Origin of the sequence: Methanomicrobium mobile BP, assembly GCF_000711215.1 — an archaeon.
Lineage (GTDB): Archaea > Halobacteriota > Methanomicrobia > Methanomicrobiales > Methanomicrobiaceae > Methanomicrobium > Methanomicrobium mobile.
The window spans coordinates 374,297-394,017 of the sequence record NZ_JOMF01000004.1 but is presented as its reverse complement, the minus strand read 5'-3'; the positions used below and the strand labels follow the sequence as shown (position 1 = coordinate 394,017).

The window sequence follows — 19,721 nt, the reverse complement described above, 5'->3', positions numbered from 1 at the left end:
AAAAATGGCTGATGATATTATTGAAGGAAAACCGTTCCAGATGCCTGACGAACTGACCGTAGTTGCGGTGGGCGGATGCGGTAAGAAGCTCATCTCGAATCTCTATGAGCATGACTGGTTCCTTGAGCATTTCCTCTCGGACGGAAAAAGGCTCTCGCTCTACACATTCGATACCGACTCGAATCAGAGGAAAACCGATATTCAGAGGGCGGATGATGTAGAGAAGAAGGTCGGCGCCATGCAGAGGGCGAACAGTCAGATGGGCGGAAGCGTAAAGAGCTATCACTTCCACCTGCCCGATCTCGCCAATGTTGAACGCGTCTCCTCGCTCACGTCCGAGAAGATCTGCGAGCAGATGAAGAACCGCCGCGAGAGACCGCTCGTCGATGTCTGGTGGATGAACGATCCCGAATACGGTTTCGAATACGCGTCCCTGAAGAAGGTCGACAGGAACATAGTCGATGATTTCGGCGGCGGCGTCCACAGAAGGCGTGCCATCTCGAAAGCGGTATTCTATAAGGCAATCACGCAGGGCGGAGAGCAGTTCCCGTCGTTCCAGGGTCACGGACCGGTTGCGATTATCGTCGGTCTCGGCGGCGGCACGGGTTCGGGAATGTTCATCGACCTTGCCCGCTACATCAAGGAGAAACGAGGTCAGGAATCCAAGATCTGGCTCTTTGCCGTGCTTCCGGCGGCAAGCGAGGGCGAGAAAGAGCAGCTCAACGCCGCCATTGCCCTTTCGGAGATTGAATATCTCAATATGAAGGACGACAAGCTCTTCAATTATATCATAGTCTCGTCACTGAGTCCCACGGGTTACGTCGACGGCGGCGACAGAAAACAGGAAGTCATCGAGTTCGACTCGGCATTCCCCTACATGTTCATCAACTCCTTCTATCTGCCCACGGCGGATATCTCGGCTATCGTCGATGCCAAGAAGGACTATTCGGGATTCATCTTCGCCGACTCTCACGTCATAGAATACCCCGTCGAGAACCTGCGTTCGCTCAAGAAGGGCTTTGAGGATGTCATCGACTCCTTTGCGGGAATGTCGGAGAATCGCGGCAAGATCTTAAAGGCGGTCGGCGACTTCTTCGCGACGAACGTGAACGCGTATCCCAACGAGTTCTCCAAGACCGACAGCGAGATCACCCACGACGACGTCAATACCTACAGGAAAGAGATTGAGAAGGTAAAGAAGGTCTGGGAGAACGACATTACCGACCTACTGAACTTCAAGACGCAGTCGATTATCGAGTCCGCGGTCTCCAACAACATGCCAGAGGACCTCAAGGACATAGCGACGATAAAAGAGTACGACAAACTCATCGAGTATGTGGCAAGACTCAAGAAATCGCTCGAGAACGAGTCCAAACCCCATGAGAACGCAAAGGATCAGGAGCTTTACGAGGCGATAAAGAAGAACCTCCAGCTTCTGGAGGTCATGGGCGACCTTCACAAGACCACGCTCAAGGTCAACGAAAAATCGGCGAGGACAGCCTTCGTCAACCTCATCCGCGGCGAAGAGAACTTCGGAAAGATCTCGGGCGACCTCTCGGCACGCGAGTCCGCGTTGAAGGCGGAGATCAGCGAGCTTGACGTCAAGATAAAGGCAAGACGCACCGAGCTTGACGAGGTCGAGAACCTCAAGTCAAAGACCTACGACACAATCCGTTCCGAGATAAGCAACCTTTCGAAACCGATTGAGGACTATATCGCACTCGGTCAGGGCGGAGGCGGCGACGGTGCGGCAATCGACGATCTCGAACGCGCCTTCCTCGACAAGTTCGCGGCTCTTCTCTTCCTCCTTAAAGAGAAGCTCAGTCTTGCCGACAAGAACAAGGCAAAACCGATTAAGCGCGAAGACTGGCTCAAATCACTGCCGCTCGGAGAGATTCAGGCGGATGTCGAGAGACTCGAGCATGCGACCGCGGCAGATTTCGAATACCTTAAGGATCTTGCCGAATCGCTCTCGCTCTACTACTTCAACGAGTATATGACCAAGGTCGCAAAGAAGCAGGGATTTGCCGACAGCCTCCTCGGAAAGAAGCTCAATGTAGAGATGTTCCGCAGCGAAAAGGCGACGAAGGAGGAGAGAATCAGAAAGATCTCCCAGATGCACCCCGGAAAGATCTCAATCCGCGACCCCTTCGATGTCTTCATACAGGAGAAGTTCCTCTCGAGAGAATACGACTCCAAGCTGGGTTCAATCCGCGAGTCCGCGCTGGCGCCGGTTATATCCCAGTTCAACCTCGGATCCGAGGAGAAGGCACAGCTTATCCGCTCCTTCCACGGAAACGATACGGTTGCGGTTCTCACCAATGTCCGTGAGGCTCTTACCGAGATAATCAATACCCGCGAGGGATATACGGCGAAATACAACAAGATAAGCTCGGATATCGACGCGCTCATCCGGTCGCAGAAGGATATGCAGCAGCAGATAGAGTTCCTTGCGCACATAGAGGACCTTATCGGCGAGACCTTCGATGCCAGAAAGAAGTTCCTTGCGAATGTCGAGGGCTATGAGGGCGGTCTCAGGGCAATCGACGAGAAGAGGAGGAGCGGCAACGCGACCGTCGAGGGAATGTACCGCACATGGTTCGGCGAGATCAACCCCAATGTGCTCTCGCTCATAAAGGATGACTCCGACCTCTCCGTCCTCGACTACGACGAGGAAGGCAAGGCGGAGATCGAGAAGCTCTACAACATCGTCCAGTGGAAGTACAAGGATCTTCTCGACTCGCACAAACTCGGTATCAACAATATCTCGGTAGGATACGGCAGTGCGGGCACGGAGAGATGGAGCTTTGACAAGGCGGCTCTCGTTGCGGCATCGCCGTCGCACTGGCTCTCGCAGCTTACCGAGAACAAGGGAAGCGACCTCAGACGCGCTCTCGTAAAGCAGCTCGACTTAAAGAGCAATGACAGCGCCAAGGTCAACTCGCACAATTACACAAAGCCGTGGGAGATCTCGCTCACCTTCTTTGCGGCGGCAAGCTTCCTCGACAACATATCTCCGCTCACGACGGGCGGCGGATACTGGGAGAAGTACGAGAGGTCGAAGGAGAATATCCTCCACCACGCACTCTACTTACAGGAAGGCAAGTATGTCGTAAGAGAGAAGACTCTCCTCCTCACCGAAGCCGCCGAGATTGCCGATCTCGAGGCGGGAAGCAAGGAAGACGCGGATGAGGCGAGGAAGAGAATTCTTGAGTTATACACGGTCAAGGATATCAAAGAGGCCGTCGGCGAATGATTATAAACAGTAAAAAAAGGAAGATCTACTTTCTGGCGGCACTTCCGCTGAGCATAATCGTGGCATATGTCTTTACCGCGATTGCTCCCGTTTTTAAGGTGCATCCGGCGCCGGGTGAACTCACGATATTTGTGGAACTGCTCTGCGGAATATTCTTTGCAGTCGCAATCGGAATGCTCTTCAATGAGGATTCCCGAATAAACGGATTCATCTACGCCATCGTCTTTGCGGCGGTTCCTTACTTCTATGTGATGATATCCCCGTGGGCAAACATCAGTCTGCTCGTCATGATGTATTCCATAGGCATCATTTTGGGAGGCGTTGCCGTTGTAAAGTCCGTAATCACGAACCGTTATGACTTTCTGGCGCTTATCGCCAAGATTCTTCTGACGGTCCTGTTCCTGACGATTATCGGATTCCTTCTCTACGAGATGTCGCTTGCCGTCATGGACGCCACCGATGCGTATGCGGCGCAGAGCATATTCTTCTTCGGCGCAGGCATCATCCTTGCGGTTATCCTTTACTGGATAGCCATGAAGATTACGGTCGGCGTGCGTGCCTCCGAGATATTTGTCTTCGGACCGCGTTCTTCGGGAAAGACCTACTTTGTTCTGGGTCTGTGGAAGTATATCTCGGATAATTACAACCGCGGTCACACGAACGACGGCGTTGTGCTTACGGGCGACCCCAACGACGACGGCGACGACCTCAAGCTCTCCAATCTCTACTCAATCGTGCTTGACGGCAAGATTCTTCCGAGGACTTACCGTTATCAGATGGTCATCTATGAACTGAAGGGAAAGAAGTTCGGTCTGATTCCGGTTAAATGGACCGTTGTCGATTATGCCGGCGAATACTACGACGAGCTCAACGATATCAACTTCAAGAGAGCCATATCCCTGCTGAGCGCGGCAATGAACATCTCGCCCGCCGAGGTGAGAAAGAATGCCGGAACGATGGACTTCGTGAGGTTCATCAAGTTTAATCACGCGGATAAACTCCTCGACCCCGAGTTTACGAAGAGTGTCATCATCGCGACCATGTACGGCAACTTCCTAAAGGCGGGCAAGGTCATCTTTCTCGTTGACGGCGAGAAGATTACGGATAACCGTAAAGGGCATTCCCAGCTTGCCAGGGAGTTCGGCGGCTACATGAAGACCCTCATAGATCTGGAGGACAAGAACTTCTTCGGCGTCTTCAAGTCGAACAAGAAGTTCGCGGTCGTGGTCACGAAGTCCGACCTTGTTCTGTGGAAGAACAAGGAGATCAGAGGTCTTATCCGCTCGATGAATGCGTCAAAGCTCTCGGATGTTCCCGAGAAGTCGAAGCAGGCGCTTGCCATCGAGAACTCGCTCTTCGAGATACTGCGCACGAATCTGGTCTTTAAGAACCTCATCAATATGATGGACGATATCTCGATGCATTTCATCGCGGTATCGGTGGATGCGACAGCCGAGCCCTTCCCGACCGAAGAGGGCATGGAAGAGGAGATTGCTCCGACGGACCTTGCGCCGTGGAGATTCTCCGAGGTTTTCAAATTCGGCAGGTGAGATTATGCAGGATACTTACGGAATATTCACAACCGACGGCGAGATCGTTTCGGGCTCGCTCACTGACGAGTATGCGGTTAATCTTGCCGAGATGCTCGACGAAAGTACGGCTTCGCTCTATATCTCGACCAGAAACGGTGCTCTTCTCATGGGCACGGCGGTCAACGTCCAGAAGAAGGGACGCCGACCCGATACCGTAATCTATCTCGAGAAGAGCGGCTATGACGCTTATCTTTCGCACATAGATCTCTCCTATGTGCAGGATTTCTATGCCCGCGTCAGGCGCACTCTCGAGCAGAACGATTACGAGGTGAGAAATCTCGCCTCGGACGACAATTTCTTCGACGAGAGGAATATGCGGCTGACATCCAAGATGTCGGATATCGGGACGGCGGATTATGCCATCGGCAGACTTCTGCTTGGCAAGAATGTCCTTGCCGTCTCCGACAATCTCTCCAAGTCCGTGGATTACGCCGTCCTCGTTGCCGGTAAGCTCAAGACCTATCTTTCGGCGGGTTTCACCATAGTCGTTGCGAAGAGGACTTTCCGCGATGCCGACCTTATGATTGTGGATAAGGTCTCGGGCGGGTATCAGATTAATCTGGCAACCGAGACCGTCACGGGCGGGTTTATCTCGGATATCTATCGGCATATAGGAGTTTTCGCGCAGAAACCCGATGTTATGCAGGGATTTAGCGGCAGAGAGCCGCTGAACCGTATTGCCGAGAGGGTTGTCACCGAGTTCGAGAGGACTCAGAACATATCGCCGGCGGGCAGGAAGCAGTATGCCGATTTCATAGTTTCGGAGAGGATACGCGAGTTTTACAGTGCGCCTGCGCCGCGTGCATTCTCGTCCGAGAGTTATTCGGAGAGCCGCCGTCAGGATACGAAGTTCGATAAGACGGGCTATAACTCAAAATGGGTGGTCACTGATTCCGACCGCGATAAAGTGATGCGCGAGTATGAGGAGCATATGGAGAAGAAGCATAAGACGCGCCTGACGGTTATAGGCGTCATTATTGTTGCGCTTCTCGTATGCGGCGCCGTCGGTTTCGTCGTTACCGACCCGCTCGGTTTGGGATTACTGAAGAAAGGCGATCCCCATACGGGCGAGCCCGATGTTCATCAGATTAACCCCTCGGAGAATATTCCGAATACGAATATGTTCGTTGTATTTCCTTCGGATGTCGAAGTCCGGAATATTTCCGGCGGTTTTAAAGCATTCGGCAGTCAGTATAATGTGACTCTGGTTGAGAGTCCGCAGTTGGTCGCTCTGCCTCTGAATACCAATCCGTATGCTCTGGACAGCCATGCCGAACTTATTGTGATGAAACTTGACACGGCTACGGGTTATTGGTCGCAGACGGGTACTGTCGACAAAATAAGATCGGATGAGGTCTGGGCGACTCTCCCGGATTCGGGTATATATCATCTGTTTTATCGGATAACTCCCGATATGACCGTTACGGGAGGCACTCCTTTCTCCGAGCCGACCGCATATCCGCCCGCATCTCCTCAGAGTCCGCCCGATATGCCGAACGGTAACGTCAATAACGGCAATAACGGCATTTAGAACGGAACAGGAATAATTCATTTTTTCGCCGTCATGATACACGCAACAGGGACTAAAAGATTTGTTTACGGAGCGCTTTTAGCCCTGATTCTCCTTCTTTTACTGATGCCCGCGGTGAGCGCCGCCGTCGGAGAGGCATTCAAGATAGAGACCGAGCCGCTGGGCGCAAAGATCTGGATAGACGGCAACTATCGCGGTCTTTCCGACAAAGACACGGTATTTTACAGTTTTGAGACGGGTCCGCATCTCGTCCGTCTGGAACTTGACGGCTATGAGCCTTACGAGGTTGTAAAGACGGTAAGCGAAGGCGCATCCGAGCTTGTGTATCATAAGTTCAAACCGATTCCGACGACTGGTCAGATTGATTTCGCAAGTACTCCGACGGGTGCGGATATCATACTTGACGGTCGCAATGTCGGAAAAACACCTTATACGCTGAGAGATGTCGAGCCCGGCGAATACACGGTGATTATCAGGCACAGAGGCTATAACGACTGGACGGGAAGGGTTAACGTCGAGGTAGGAAAGTTATCCGAGGTCAAAGCCGAGCTGGTTCCCTCGGATACCACGATATCGGTAACGACCGTGCCCGCGGGTTTCGAGCTGTATATTGACGGCGTTGACGTGGGCACTACTCCGTATTCGGGCACGATTTCGCAGGGAAGGCACGAGATACGCATTGAAAAACTCGGTTTCAGGACGATTGAGGAGACTCTCATCATCGGTTACGAGGGCGCGGTTCTGACCTATGTCCCCGAGACCACCATACCCGAGGCTATCGCCGAGGTTGAAGCGGTAATAACCGCGAATCTCAAGTACAATCCCGTATTGGCGAAGGCACTGATTGAAGAAGCCCGCGCCGCATACGAAAAGAAGGATTACGACGAGGCGATCAATCTCACGCAGCGGGCTATGATCGCGGCGGAAGACGTTGACCTCGACGGCGTCAAAAATGCCGATGATATGGCGGCGGAGATCGCGAACAACGCAATATATGCGGTGCCGTTCATCCTCGCATTCTTTATTGTCGTGCTTTTCGCGGCGAACGTCATGCGGCATCGCGTGAAACCGATTATCGTCCTTGACGTCCCGAAAGCCCTGCGTGCCGCCGGGGAAAGCCCGCAGTATCTGAAGTTCTCCGTCGATGCCAGGGGCGGCAAATACCGCGCTTTTGTCTGCACGGTCTATCTCGACGGCAGATCCATGGAGCATTTCGTGGCGCCCGGAAGCTACGAAGTGCTGATCTCGGGGGAGCACAAATCGGTCGGCGAGCACACCGCCGCCGTTGAACTCAAGATATCCAAGACCCGTTACGGTGTCACATCCGCAAGGACCGAGGAGACCTACACGGTCTTCGACGACAACAGCATTATCGACAGCGACAGCCTCTCGCTTATGGAAGACGGGGGCGGAGAGAGCGCAAACGGCGGAAATAAAGGGCAGAGCGGGAAGATAGGAAAGAACGGTATCGGAGGAATGTTCGGAAAAGGCGGTAGAGGCGATAAAGGCGGCGACGGAACGCAAAAACGCATCTCTCTCGGCGATATCTTCGGCGGCATCTCGGCTTCCAAGTCGGCAGATTCGGCAGCATCGGAAACATCGACAGCATCCGCAAAAGAGGACAATGCGGATAAAGACGGAAAAGCCGAAAATGCCGAAAATATCGAAAAGTCCGATGACACTTCAGAAAGCCCGCAACCTAAGAAGTATTTTGCGCCGTATGTGAAGAAAAACGCGCCGAAAACCGATGCGTGCGACTCCGAAAAGGAATCGGCAACCGATGCCGCGAAAGAATCAAAGAATGAATCCCGGAAAGAATCCGTAAAGGATTCGCCAAAGGATTCAAAAACCGATTCCGAAAAGGATTCCGCAAAAGAGCCGACCGAATAAAAAAAAAGAATTTGTTTTGCTGTTTTCGGCTATTGTATTTTTTTGTTTTTATTTCATTATCCTCTCGGAATCGAGGTCTTCAAAGAGTTTCAGCTCTTCCTCGGTCATCTCGCTGTCCTCGGTCGCATGACGCGGCTGAGAAGACTGATTTGATTGATTTGATTGATTAGACTGATTGGTCTGATTCGACTGTGCCGGCTGATTCGGCTGAGCGGTGTCTCCGTCGGCGGAAGCATCCGTCACGGTGCCGTCCGCACCTGCGCCCGCGATGCCGTCGTTCTCGGTCGGGAACTCGCCGTCCTGCTGAGCCGCGGCATCGGTCTTCTCGTCCTCGTCGATGCCCTTATCGTCCGGCAGGTCCATTCCCATCGCGGTGAAGAGGCTCTTGATTCTCTCGTATTTCAGCCACTTCATATCCATCTGGAAGATGAGATCCGAAAGCTCGTTCGCGGCTTTCATCACCTTCCTGAATTCCATCGAGTTTTGCGGACCCGCAACCTTCTTAATCGTCGAGACCGGCGGCTTTAAGCGTGCGCAGATATCGGCAATCGCCTCGATGTTGCGGCTCTGCGCACGGAAATTGCGCGAAAGCTTCTCATCGCGCTCCTCGACCTCCTTCTCGCGTGTCACGTCAAAGCAGATAATCGCAAAGTGCGTGACCTTTTTGCCGTCGGAGAGCATAATCGTCTCGATATTCAGATAATGCGCAACCTTGTCCCTGATATACGACCTCTCCTTAACCGCAATCTCGCTCGGCACGCCCGATCTGTGGCTGTCGAAGAGATCCTTGAAGTCCCATCTGTTGCCGAAGATATCGTTGGGAAGAATATCGTAGACGGGCTTATCGAGCTTGTTCAGGTCGGCACCGAGGCGGATGCAGAGATTTGAGAACGCCGAGTTATAGACGACTATCTTGAAATCCGAATCAATGAGGCAGACCGAGTCCTTGATTGCGTCCAGAACAATCCTGTAATATCTCTCAAGCCCCGACTCGCCCTCGCCGATGGCGCCGTTGGACTTGTACGGGATAAGAACGAAGAAGTATTCGTCGCTGTTCCAGCGATTGCCCTTGACAAACCCGATATTGAGCGACATCGGGAGAAAATCGCCGTCCTTCTTCGTAAGCGTCACCGACTCTATCCACGAGAGGAGGTTTTTCTTCTCGGCGGTATCGGTCCGCAGGGAATCCATCATATCCGAGATCTTCCTGCGGTCGTGCCTGAAGAGATGGAAGATATCGTAATCCGTCGCCTCTTCGCGCGAATATCCCGTAAGCGCCTGCGCCGGCGGATTCATGCGTGTAATCTCGCCGTCGACGGCGACCGTGATGACGGCATCGGATACAAGCCGCAGTGTCGAATCGATAAGCGCATTCGGCTCCACCTTTTTGATAACGCTGTGCTTGTGAAGCGTCATCTCGATATTGCTGTAAAGCTCGCGGTCATTGAACGGCTTAATCAGGTATCCGAACGGATTTGACCGCATGGCTCTCTTTATCGTCGCCTCGTCCGAATGCGACGTGAGGAATATAATCGGTATGTCGTAGAGGTTATAGATTCTCTCCGCGGCTTCGATGCCGTCCATGTCCCCCTGAAGCGTGATATCCATAAGGACAAGGTCGGGCTTGTTATCCCGCGCCAGCTCGATGGCCTCCTGACCCGTCTGTGCTTCGCCGACCACGTAATACCCGAGATTCTCCAGAGTCTCCCTTATCTCAAGGGCGACAATGCCTTCATCCTCGGTTATCAGTATCTTCTTGTTGGACGGCATATTCCTCACCTGTTATTGATTATTACAGTTTACCTCTGAAATTAATGATAATTTCTGTGCCTTCAGAAGATTCCCCGGAGTTCTTTATCTCGATGACGCCGTTGAGCTGCCTTACGAGAGAGCGGATAATCTTCATGCCCAGCGTGTCGGGGTTGTTGAGCAGGTTGCCGGCGTTCTTCCGTGATCCGCCCGCGCCCGAACCCGAACCTTCCGTCCCTACAGCAGCAGTCGGGTTTCTGATTCCCACACCGTTGTCGCGGTATGTGTAGACATATCTGACTTCGCTCTCCGCATCGCCGTCCTGCGCCGTCGCCTGCCCCGCTGCCCCCGCTTCCGGTTTCTGCATGGATATGTCTATGGATATCCTGCCCGCTCTTTTATCGGGGAATGCGTATTTGTAGGAGTTGGTTATGAGTTCGTTTGTAATGAGTGCGCAGGGGACAATGGTATCCAGGTCGAAGGAGAGGTCGCTGTCGCCGGTGACCTCGATGCTGATATCTCCGAGTTTCTCGGAATACTCTATCATGATGTTCCTTGCGAGATTTTCGAGGTATTCGCGGACGTCGATCTCGGCAAGACCTTCGGAGCGGTAGAGTTTCTCGTGCACCATCGCCATCGAATAGATTCTCGTCTGGCAGTCGCGGAGCGTCTCGCATGCCTGTTCGTCCTCGGTCCTGTTCATCTGGAGCTTTAAGAGACTTACTATGACCTGAAGGTTGTTCTTGACCCTGTGATGGACTTCGCGGATGAGCATCTCCTTCTCTTTAAGGGATATCCGGAGGTTTTTCTGCGCGATGACGTTGTCGGTTATGTCCAGCATTCCGATGATTCGCAGTTCGACCGTGCCGTATTCGTTTCTGAGTGTGCTGTGATAGACCTGGCAGGTATGCGTGATGCCGTTTATGTCGTTGATATGTATGATGAGCGTCCTTTTGTGCGGTGTCTCGGGCGCATCCGGCTTTGTTTTACGTTCCCGATTTTTCTGTCGCGTGACTTTGCCCGAATTCGTATCCGACGTTATCTCCGTGCCTTCTCCGCCGATTATCGATTCGCACATGTTCATGCGGCATTCTCCGGGTATGAACTCAAGTTCGAAGAAGTTTTTTCCGATGAGCGACCTGCGGTCGTATCCGAAGATCTTGAACTGACTGTCGTTGATGTCGCGGATAATGTTTCTGGAGTCTATGACTATCATCGGCGCCGGCGACGTCTCGAAGAGTATCTTGTATCTGTTCTCGCTCTTGTGAAGCGCAATGCTCAGAAGCGTGATAATAAGCCCGATACCTATCATTATGACCGCGTAGATGCCTGTATCGAAGAGCGTCTCGCGATGATTCATGAGGACGGCGAGTATTACGAAGAGTGCCGTGACCGATACGGTGTAGATGATTCCTTTCCGCTGATATATGAAGGATGCAAGGATAATCGGGATTAAAAAGATGTTTGCGACGCTGTATGACTGCGAGTTGCTTAAGGAGATATAGCTTGCCGTGAAAGCAAGGGCTGTGAGAAGCCCTATTATCATCAGCCAGATAAGGTCCGATTTATCCGAGACTGTTCTGCCGGGCAGTGTGCTGTCGGTCATTTTCAGCGAATCTCTCTTTTCGGGACGGGTTTATTGTCCTGTATGAGATCAGATAGGACGCGAATATATTAAAAAGTCACGTGGAGTTTACGGGAATTTTTTAAATGTGTCACATATCATATGGAGGTCTGCGATTACATGACGATTACATAAAAAATATTGATAATTTGAATTATTTATGAAAACAATTGCTTGTGCGAGGTTATTTTTTTGGAGCATATTTTTGGTGATACATAAGGTTTAAATAAGGCACAACATGATTTTTCCAATAATAATCAATAATAAGGTTGCTGACAAAAACCACTGTATAAGATATAGCGCGGAGATATTTTGAAACCTGACACACTTGAAGAAATTGTATTAAATCTTGCCAAATCGGAGTCAGAAGGCACATTTTATGAGTTTAAGGTTGATTATCATGAACCTGAAAAAATAGGGGAATACATATCCGCATTAAGTAACTCCGCTCTATTGGCAGATGAGCAATACGGTTATCTGATATATGGAATTCAGGACAAAACACATGAAATAGTCGGAACAAAATTCAATCCTAAAACCGAAAAAGGAAAAGGAAATGAAGATCTTGAACCGTGGTTAAGGCGTCTTTTGACACCTCGCATCGGATTTGAAATAATTGATCTACAGATAAACGGAAAGAAAATTGTAGTTTTTCAGATACCTGCCGCAAAATATCAGCCAACTTCATTTAAAAGTACAAGATATGTCCGCATTAATTCATATAACAAACCGATTGATGAATATCCCGATTTAGAGAAAAAACTCTGGAAAGAATTGGATAAACGCAGATTTGAATCGGAAATTGCATTTGAAAACATATCCAAAGAAGAGATAGATGATCACATTTTTACGGATGAGATATTCAAATACCTGAAAGAAAAAGTTCCGGACACGTCTGATGGAAAAATCAGCAGACTTATTGAGGAAGGATTCATTGTTCGGACCGGCAAAACCTTTTCTTTGACAAATCTCGGTGCAATTCTGTTTGCAAAAAAACTTGACAGATATCCGCACATCAGTCGGAAAAAGTTACGAATAATCTCATATAACAGCCCGGATCGGATTTACGCAAAAGATGAATGGGAATTTAATGAAGGTTATGCCGTAACTTTAGTAAAAGCCATGGAGAGACTCAAGAATGAGTTGCCTTCAAATGAAATCATAAAAGATGTAATCCGAAAAGAAGTCATGATGTATCCTGAAATAGCCATACGCGAATTTCTTGCAAACGCACTAATTCATCAGGATTTCTGGATTTCAGGCACAAGTCCTGTTGTAGAGATATTCCCGAAAAGAATGGAAATTACAAATCCCGGTTGTCTGTTAGTGTCTTTGGACAGGCTGATTAACTGCACGCCGCGTTCCAGAAATGAAACCCTTGCAAGAATGATGAGACGCATGGGATTTTGTGAAGAACGGGGAAGCGGAATAGATCGGGCAATAAACGAGATAGAGTTGTATCAGCTTCCTGCACCCGAGTTTAAAGAAGACGAAGATTCCTTCCATGTTATTATGTATTCATACCGTTCACTGGGGGAGATGGATATGAACGATAAAATCCGCGCGTGCTATCAGCACTGTTGCTTATGCTACGTGAAAAAAGAATACATGACAAATACGTCGCTTCGTAACAGATTGGGTATTGATGACAAAAACTATCCGATTGCATCTAAGATACTGAAAAAAACTCTTGAGAAAAACCTGATAAAGATATACAATAATGACGGGTCAAATAATTCGGCAAAATATAGAAAGTACATTCCTTATTGGGACTGATTATCGACTAAAAAATCATTCACATGATACTCTCATTCTCATATTTTGAATGCACAATGATTGCATTATGGTTACATGACGATTACATAAAAAATATTTTTCATTTTTGTTTATTTTCCAATTAATCCTTTATTTGTCATTGTTTTTTTGACACAGATTTTGAGTGGCACATAAACTTTAAATAGGGTACGGCGTGGTAAAACAAAAATTCAGAACGGGGAATTCAGCACCCCGAGAAGTTCCGCGACGCTGCCGACAACCTCCCCCGACTCTTCGAGCATGAGATTTACCGCCTCGTTGTCGCCGGTGCGCCTGAAATCCGTCCTCAGCATGATAATCCGTTTTCCGGCGGCGAAGGCATAACCTATCTCCCATGCCGTTCCCGAATCCGCATCGGCGCCGTCGATGACCGCGACGACGATATCGCATTCTTTGAGGGCTTTGAGGTTATACTCGAAAATCCGTCCCGTCTCCGCCCCGTCGCGTGTGGAGGAGTCATCCCCTACCTCCTGCGGCAGATGGACGAGATACTTTTTCTCCCGCAGAATGCCGGCAATCTTCGCATTGAACTCGCGTTCCGCCTCGGAGAAGAGCGGCGCCGCGAGATATATTCTGTACATCGAAAACTCACTTACATCATAGGCGGGAATATCCGAAAAACGTTTCATAAAAGCGCCGCGGCCGCGTTCCTTCACGTCCGTGATATAGACCGTGTTAACGCCGCAGGACGGTGACGAGTCGACGCCGACAATGCATGCGGGCATACTGCCGCGCCTTTCGAACTCTGCCCTCACCTCCTTCTCCATGCCGTCGATAATCGCGGCAAACTCCTTAGTATTGAGCCTTTCGAGGAACGAGCCGGGCTCTCTGTCCGCACCCAGATAAACGGTCTCGGGGCAGGGGAGAAAGAGGGTTTCAATGCCGCAGTCACGGCAGCGGTCAAGGCATCGGTTGAACATCGCGATATCGGATGGCTTTGTAATCCCTTTTGCCCGCAGATTCGGGTTTTTTACGCACGCCGCAATCAGAACATACATGATTTTTCCTCTTTTTTCCCCTTCTGCCGCGGCGCATCCGTGCATCCACGAATCCCCGCATCCCGCGGGATACGTGATACGATATGTGATACGATACGTGATACGGATGACGAATGAACTACGGATGAACTACAGATGAACTTATACGATTTTAGTTTTAACAATAATATGATGATGCCCCTTTTGGCATGGCGCGACAATACCTGTGACCCGCGCGTATGCTCGGTAAAGAAACTGGAACGGTTTCGGATGATAAAAGTCCACTCCAAGATAAGTGCGATTCCGAGGAACTCGCTTATCCTCGACCCTACCGCAGATCAGGCTCTCTCACCCGCCGACAGGATAGCGCCGTCTCTGACGGCGCTGGACTGCTCGTGGGAGGCGCTTAATACGGGGATTGTCGAGGGTTACCAGAGAAGGCGGGCACTGCCGTTCCTCGTTGCCGCCAATCCAGGTCATTTCGGGCGTGCCTTCATGCTGAACTCGGTCGAGGCTTTAGCCGCCGCATTATATATCATGGGGGAGAAGAATCAGGCGCATGATATACTATCGAAGTTCAACTGGGGTCTGAGATTTCTGGAAGTTAACGAGAATCCGCTCAACGAGTATGCAAACGCTAAGGATTCGGCAGAAATCGTAAAGATTCAGTCCTATTATTACTGAATATATTGCCGAATATCATTACTTAATGCCATTTGAACCTCATTGCCGAACGCCGGCATTAATGATAAAAAGGAACATATAAAGGAACAAAGGGGGAGATATGAAAATGACCGCGAATATACCCGAATACGTACCTGACTACGCCGATATATGGCGCAGGCGGATGGAAGAGGTCTTCGAAAGCGACGAGAAGCATGGCAACCGCGTGAAGTGGGACTCCGTGGAGCACGCGAGGTCTTACTGGGAGAGGACGAAGAAAGACCGTTGCCGCCCGCTGAAACAGCTCGAGACCATAAACCTTCAAAAGACCGAACGTTTTCTGGACATAGGCTCGGGTCCCGGGACTCTGGGCATTCCCGCCGCGAAGCACGCCCGCGATGTCGTCTGCGTGGAGCCGTCTTTGGGAATGTGCACGATAATGAAGGAGAGAATCGCGGAGGAAAACCTCGCAAACGTCACCGTCGTTCAGAAAAAGTGGGAGGACGCCGATCTCGAAAAAGACCTGAATGTCGCTGAAAACGGGTTGTTCGACGCCGTTGCCGCGTCGTTCTCGCTGTCCATGGCGGACATATGCGAACAGGTTCGCCGTATGGAAAAGGTCTGCCGCGGCAGAATATTCCTCTTCTGGTTCGCCGGCGAATACATCTGGGAGAATAAGGAGTTCGGGGAGTTCATGAGGTCAATCGGCGCCGCGGATTTCTACCCGGGACCGAAAGCCGACCTCCTCTACGGCGCTCTCGCTCAGATGGGCATTTACCCCGATTTATACACATATTCCCTGAGCCTGCCCGACGAGTATCCGTCCGCGGATGTTGCCGCCGAAAAGATTGCACAGCGGCATGCCGTCTCCGACCCCGCGAACCGAAAGAAACTGCTGGAATGGCTTAAGGCGCATTTCGACGGCAAAGTGACCCTTCACGGAAGGTCGCAGAGGGTCTGCATTCACTGGGATGTGAAGAAAGAGTAATTTACAGTCATACTTTTCTTTTCCGAATTACGAATATGACCGCAAAGCAGAGGATTATGACTGCGGCAATGATGATCTGAAGCCCTCTGCCTTCTTTGCCCGGGGAGTCGGGGGCGATGATGCTGTCCGCAATCGAGATAATTCCCCCGCCTTCGCGGTTTTCCCAGTCGCGGTCGAAGACCTTTGAGTAATACTCTCCGATTGTGCCCGATTGTCCGCCGCTGCCGCCGTTTACGCTGCCGACGCCGCCCGCGAGGATAACGCCCGCCTCGCGGTTGTATGACGGCGAGTTCTCGTTCCAGTTGACCGAGCTTACGAGGACTCTGTCGCGGTCGGCGATGACGCATTTGTTGTGAATCTTGAGGAGTCCGCTCCGGTCGAGATCAATCAGCGCCGCCTTCAGATCCAGATTTTCCTTAGCGGCGATGTCGTTTATGTAATCCGCCATCTCGTCGTTGTCGTCATCGCCGTCGGTGTTGTAGCGGTATGAGTCGAGGAGAACGCGGACCGAGACCCCGCGTCTTGCGGCATCAATCGCCGCCTCAAGATACGGGTTTTTGCCGCCCGACCATTTCGTGATGTATGCCTGCTCGATGTAAAGCGATTTTTCGGCGCTGTTCACGAGTTCGGGGATGAGGTATGAGGTGTCGGGGGAGAGCACCGGCGTTACGGTGACGCCCGAAAAGGTTGCGGGTGCAAAGACGATATCCCCGCGGTATGCGCCGCCGACGCTCTCCCCGGCTCTTGCGCCGCGAATCTTCTGCGGGTTTGCGGCGGCGTAATCCTTCCAGTCCGTGACCCAGCCGCCCCTGATATCGGTCTCGAATACCTCCGTGAAGTATTCCGCGACCGCGGCGCTCTCAATCAGCGCACCGAAACCGCGATTGCCCCTGCCCGCCGGTCCCGCCGCGTCATCCGCGTACGGAAAGCCCGTATTGCCGAAGTTTTCGCTCGCAATCAGGAGTTTTTCGCCGTCGATGACCATGTATTTGGCATGGTCGAATCTGTAGGGTGTGTGGTATATGCCGTTCTCCGTGGATACGAGTTTTACGTCGGCGCCGGCGTTCGAGAGCCGCGATGCCGCGTATATGCTCTCCGGCGATAGTCCGCCGACGGGGCTTCCTTCAAGGAGGATTCGTGTCTTTACGCCCGCGGCTGTCTTCCGTTCCAGAATCTCCGTGATATCGGGGTTTGTGAGTTCGTAGACATTGATGTCAATCGTCTTTTTCGCAGATGAAACCGCGTCGGAAAAGACCTTATACGAGCCGTCGGGCGCGGCAAAGGCGGTTACCGCCGCTCCGTTCACCGTCCGCGGCGTGAAATCCGACTGACCGATATAATACGGGCGGATATCCCAGACTCCGGTGGCGGCGTCGAGCTTATGCACGCGCCCCTCGCCCTTTTTTATCGTGTCGGAGGGGTAGACTATCTCCTGCACGGTGACGCCGTTGATTACCAGTTCGAGGTTGTCGCCGCCGTTGCCCATCTGGAAGTTGCCGGTTCTGACCGCGTCCCTGACCGACGGCGTCGTATCATACATCTCGTAATCGGGATAGTATCCGTGAACGTCACGGAATGCGGCGCCCTCGCGTGCCACGGTAACCGCGCCCGAAAACGCCGCACCCTTCGGGAATCCGACGCTCCCTTCGCCGTCGGAGACCTCAACGCCGCCGAGGCTTCCGCCGCCTCCGAGGACAAAATACTCGTCGCCTTCGCCCTTGAGGTAGGTGTCGGGGCAGAACTCGGTGATTCTGATATCGTATGCCGACGCCGATGCGGTCTGGCATATGCAGAGCATGAAGAGGATGCCGAGGATGAAGAGCGGAAGATATCTCTTAAAGACAGAGATCGCGGGTTTACCTTCGTTTTCGCGGCGCTCCTTTCCTTTGCCCGATATTATTTTGCCGTGCATGCCGATACCCTATAGAATCCGATAAAAGTAATAGGTGAACGGGTTTTTTAGTATTTTGTATTTTCAGTTGCAGTATCCTGTATTTTTGTATTCCCGGTAATTTCGGTATTTGCCGTATAATTATATCGCGAAGAAAGATCATATCTGAATGAACTGACAGATTACCGGTGACGGATGAAGATGAACGGAGAAACAGAGGGAAGCGGCGCAATCCGCGGGGATAACGCCGCGTCCGCGTCGGGAGAGCGCCGGCGGATACTTGTCGTGAAGGTCGGCGGCAGCCTCATGGATAAGGTCTCATCCGTAATCGCGACTCTCAAATCCGCGGCGCAATCCCCGGACTGCGCCTTTGATAAGATTGTCCTTGTCCCCGGCGGCGGCATCTTCGCCGACGAAATCCGCAGCATGAACGCCGATGACGAAACCTCTCACTGGCTTGCCGTGCTTGCCATGGAGAAGTTCGGATATCTCATCTCGGCGCTCGGCGTTCCCTCAACCGACTCTTTAGCGGATTGTATCGCGGATTTCGCGGATGCCGACACCTGCCGCGGCTCATCCTGCTGCGGAAAAACCCTTGTCCTCCTGCCCTATAAGCCGATGCGCGAGCATGACCCTCTGCCGCATTCGTGGGACATAACCTCGGATTCGATAGCGGCATGGGCGGCATCGGAACTTTCGGAAAGGCTTAAACCGGGATTCGGCGGCGATTGCCGCGTCTCTCTCCTTCTGCTCAAATCCGTGGACGGAATAATGCGCCGTGACACCAACACCACTTCCGCAATCAACACCACCCGCACAACCCCCGCCCCCATACCCGACACCGCCGCCTGCGGCGCGCCCGCATCGGATGCCGCCGAAAATTCCGAAATCATCCCCGAGATCTGCGGCATACGCGAGGGTGAGAGATTTGAGGAAGTCGACCCCTTTTGCATACCGCTGATACTCAAATCGGGAATCGACGGATATATCCTCAATGCCCGAAAACCCGAATTATTGACCGCTTTCATTCTCGGTCGGAATTTCGGCGGCACGCATATTCACAGGCACCCATAGAAGTTTTTAAGTGCAGACAAACCGAATTTATAAGTTAATTTTAGGAGAAGAAATATGGATACTGAAAAATGTACTTCATGTAAAGCCCCCCTCTCAGAGCCGGGATGGACAAAATTCACCTGCCCGAAATGCGGTGAGCCTATCTACAGATGCCACAGATGCAGACACCAGAGTGTTTCATACACCTGTGAGAAATGCGGATACCAGGGGCCGTAAACAATGGGTGACGTTGTTATCATAGTCAAGGTCATGCCGGAATCACCCGAGGTCGACCTTGAGGGTCTTAAAGTCGCAATCAAAGAGAAATACCCGGGAACACAGGACATGCAGATCGAGCCGATCGGCTTCGGTCTCTCCTCGCTTAAAGTCGCAATAGTCATCCCCGACGGTGACGGTGGCGCAGCCGAAGAGGCTGAGAAGATTCTCGCAAGCATCAAGGGTGTCGAGAGCGCAGAGATTGTATCCCTGACTCTTACATAATACTATTTTCGCATCAATTTTGTATTGATTTTGCATCAATTTTGCATCAATTTTGCATCAATTTTGCATTAATTTTGTATTAAATTTGTATTAATTACGCGTTATTTACGCGTTATTTACACAATAATTGCGCATTATTTTGGAATTATCTGATATTACCGTTTTAAGCGTAATTTTGAAAAAAAGTGTTT

General features: G+C 51.4%; 14 protein-coding genes. 10 read left to right on the top strand and 4 right to left on the bottom strand.

The features are described 5' to 3' along the window. The first annotated feature begins 4 nt into the window (after positions 1-4). Genes T502_RS01835 through T502_RS01820 form a run of 4 tightly spaced genes read left to right on the top strand, consistent with a single transcriptional unit; the run spans position 5 to position 8,269 of the window. Entirely contained in the window at positions 5-3,256 is a 3,252-nt protein-coding gene (locus T502_RS01835) for a tubulin-like doman-containing protein (RefSeq protein ID WP_042705339.1), read from the top strand. After that, positions 3,253-4,806 carry a hypothetical protein gene (locus T502_RS01830; protein ID WP_042705338.1) on the top strand — a complete coding sequence of 518 codons (1,554 nt, stop codon included), beginning with the start codon at positions 3,253-3,255 and terminating at the stop codon, positions 4,804-4,806. Before T502_RS01835 ends, T502_RS01830 begins: the two co-directional genes overlap by 4 nt. A gap of 4 nt (positions 4,807-4,810) precedes the next feature. Continuing rightward, the gene (locus tag T502_RS01825) at positions 4,811-6,379 is read left to right on the top strand and encodes a hypothetical protein (protein WP_042705337.1); all 1,569 of its coding nucleotides are present in this window, start codon (positions 4,811-4,813) and stop codon (positions 6,377-6,379) included. A 33-nt stretch (positions 6,380-6,412) separates the two neighbouring features. Further along, positions 6,413-8,269: a PEGA domain-containing protein gene (locus T502_RS01820; protein ID WP_084172944.1), complete on the top strand. Its 1,857-nt coding sequence runs from the start codon at positions 6,413-6,415 to the stop codon at positions 8,267-8,269. Positions 8,270-8,317: 48 nt separating this feature from the next. On the opposite strand, the gene T502_RS08470 is transcribed toward T502_RS01820, so the two are convergent. Together T502_RS08470 and T502_RS01810 are read right to left on the bottom strand one after the other, a co-directional pair. Next, entirely contained in the window at positions 8,318-10,039 is a 1,722-nt protein-coding gene (locus T502_RS08470) for a response regulator (protein WP_052359014.1), read from the bottom strand. Between the two features lie 22 nt (positions 10,040-10,061). Beyond that, positions 10,062-11,624 (bottom strand): histidine kinase dimerization/phosphoacceptor domain -containing protein, encoded by a 1,563-nt coding sequence (locus tag T502_RS01810; RefSeq protein ID WP_042705335.1) that lies wholly within the window; start codon positions 11,622-11,624, stop codon positions 10,062-10,064. A gap of 330 nt (positions 11,625-11,954) precedes the next feature. Here T502_RS01810 and T502_RS01805 point away from each other — a divergent pair, with 330 nt between their 5' ends. Then, a complete protein-coding gene (locus T502_RS01805) occupies positions 11,955-13,418 on the top strand; it encodes an ATP-binding protein (RefSeq protein WP_052359012.1) in 1,464 nt (487 codons plus the stop codon). A gap of 209 nt (positions 13,419-13,627) precedes the next feature. On the opposite strand, the gene T502_RS01800 is transcribed toward T502_RS01805, so the two are convergent. Then, on the bottom strand, positions 13,628-14,500 hold the full coding sequence (locus T502_RS01800) for a nucleoside 2-deoxyribosyltransferase (protein ID WP_245597737.1): 873 nt from the start codon (positions 14,498-14,500) through the stop codon (positions 13,628-13,630). Positions 14,501-14,626: 126 nt separating this feature from the next. On the opposite strand from T502_RS01800, the gene T502_RS01795 reads away from it, so the two are divergent. Continuing rightward, the gene (locus T502_RS01795; RefSeq protein WP_042705483.1) at positions 14,627-15,118 is read left to right on the top strand and encodes a DUF367 family protein; all 492 of its coding nucleotides are present in this window, start codon (positions 14,627-14,629) and stop codon (positions 15,116-15,118) included. 106 nt (positions 15,119-15,224) lie between these two features. Beyond that, complete coding sequence (locus T502_RS01790) at positions 15,225-16,085, top strand: class I SAM-dependent methyltransferase (protein WP_169736970.1); 861 nt, start codon at positions 15,225-15,227, stop codon at positions 16,083-16,085. Between the two features lie 7 nt (positions 16,086-16,092). Here T502_RS01790 and T502_RS01785 read toward each other — a convergent pair whose 3' ends face one another. Beyond that, positions 16,093-17,997, bottom strand: coding sequence for a phospholipase D-like domain-containing protein (locus T502_RS01785; protein ID WP_052359010.1), 1,905 nt, complete (start codon positions 17,995-17,997; stop codon positions 16,093-16,095). A 180-nt stretch (positions 17,998-18,177) separates the two neighbouring features. Here T502_RS01785 and T502_RS08465 point away from each other — a divergent pair, with 180 nt between their 5' ends. Genes T502_RS08465 through T502_RS01775 form a run of 3 tightly spaced genes read left to right on the top strand, consistent with a single transcriptional unit; the run spans position 18,178 to position 19,530 of the window. Then, a complete protein-coding gene (locus T502_RS08465) occupies positions 18,178-19,050 on the top strand; it encodes an amino acid kinase family protein (RefSeq protein ID WP_157197434.1) in 873 nt (290 codons plus the stop codon). Positions 19,051-19,104: 54 nt separating this feature from the next. Then, the gene (locus T502_RS08715; RefSeq protein WP_084172942.1) at positions 19,105-19,266 is read left to right on the top strand and encodes a zinc finger domain-containing protein; all 162 of its coding nucleotides are present in this window, start codon (positions 19,105-19,107) and stop codon (positions 19,264-19,266) included. Positions 19,267-19,269: 3 nt separating this feature from the next. Continuing rightward, entirely contained in the window at positions 19,270-19,530 is a 261-nt protein-coding gene (locus T502_RS01775; protein ID WP_042705333.1) for an elongation factor 1-beta, read from the top strand. Positions 19,531-19,721: the final 191 nt, after the last annotated feature.

Coding starts and splice junctions, on each gene's coding strand:
- T502_RS08470 (WP_052359014.1), bottom strand. CDS start 10,039: ATGCCGTCCAACAAGAAGATACTGATAACCGAGGATGAAGGCATTGTC.
- T502_RS01835 (WP_042705339.1), top strand. CDS start 5: ATGGCTGATGATATTATTGAAGGAAAACCGTTCCAGATGCCTGACGAA.
- T502_RS01820 (WP_084172944.1), top strand. CDS start 6,413: ATGATACACGCAACAGGGACTAAAAGATTTGTTTACGGAGCGCTTTTA.
- T502_RS01810 (WP_042705335.1), bottom strand. CDS start 11,624: ATGACCGACAGCACACTGCCCGGCAGAACAGTCTCGGATAAATCGGAC.
- T502_RS08715 (WP_084172942.1), top strand. CDS start 19,105: ATGGATACTGAAAAATGTACTTCATGTAAAGCCCCCCTCTCAGAGCCG.
- T502_RS01800 (WP_245597737.1), bottom strand. CDS start 14,500: ATGCACGGATGCGCCGCGGCAGAAGGGGAAAAAAGAGGAAAAATCATG.
- T502_RS01830 (WP_042705338.1), top strand. CDS start 3,253: ATGATTATAAACAGTAAAAAAAGGAAGATCTACTTTCTGGCGGCACTT.
- T502_RS01790 (WP_169736970.1), top strand. CDS start 15,225: ATGACCGCGAATATACCCGAATACGTACCTGACTACGCCGATATATGG.
- T502_RS01825 (WP_042705337.1), top strand. CDS start 4,811: ATGCAGGATACTTACGGAATATTCACAACCGACGGCGAGATCGTTTCG.
- T502_RS01785 (WP_052359010.1), bottom strand. CDS start 17,997: ATGCACGGCAAAATAATATCGGGCAAAGGAAAGGAGCGCCGCGAAAAC.
- T502_RS01795 (WP_042705483.1), top strand. CDS start 14,627: ATGATGCCCCTTTTGGCATGGCGCGACAATACCTGTGACCCGCGCGTA.
- T502_RS01775 (WP_042705333.1), top strand. CDS start 19,270: ATGGGTGACGTTGTTATCATAGTCAAGGTCATGCCGGAATCACCCGAG.
- T502_RS08465 (WP_157197434.1), top strand. CDS start 18,178: ATGAACGGAGAAACAGAGGGAAGCGGCGCAATCCGCGGGGATAACGCC.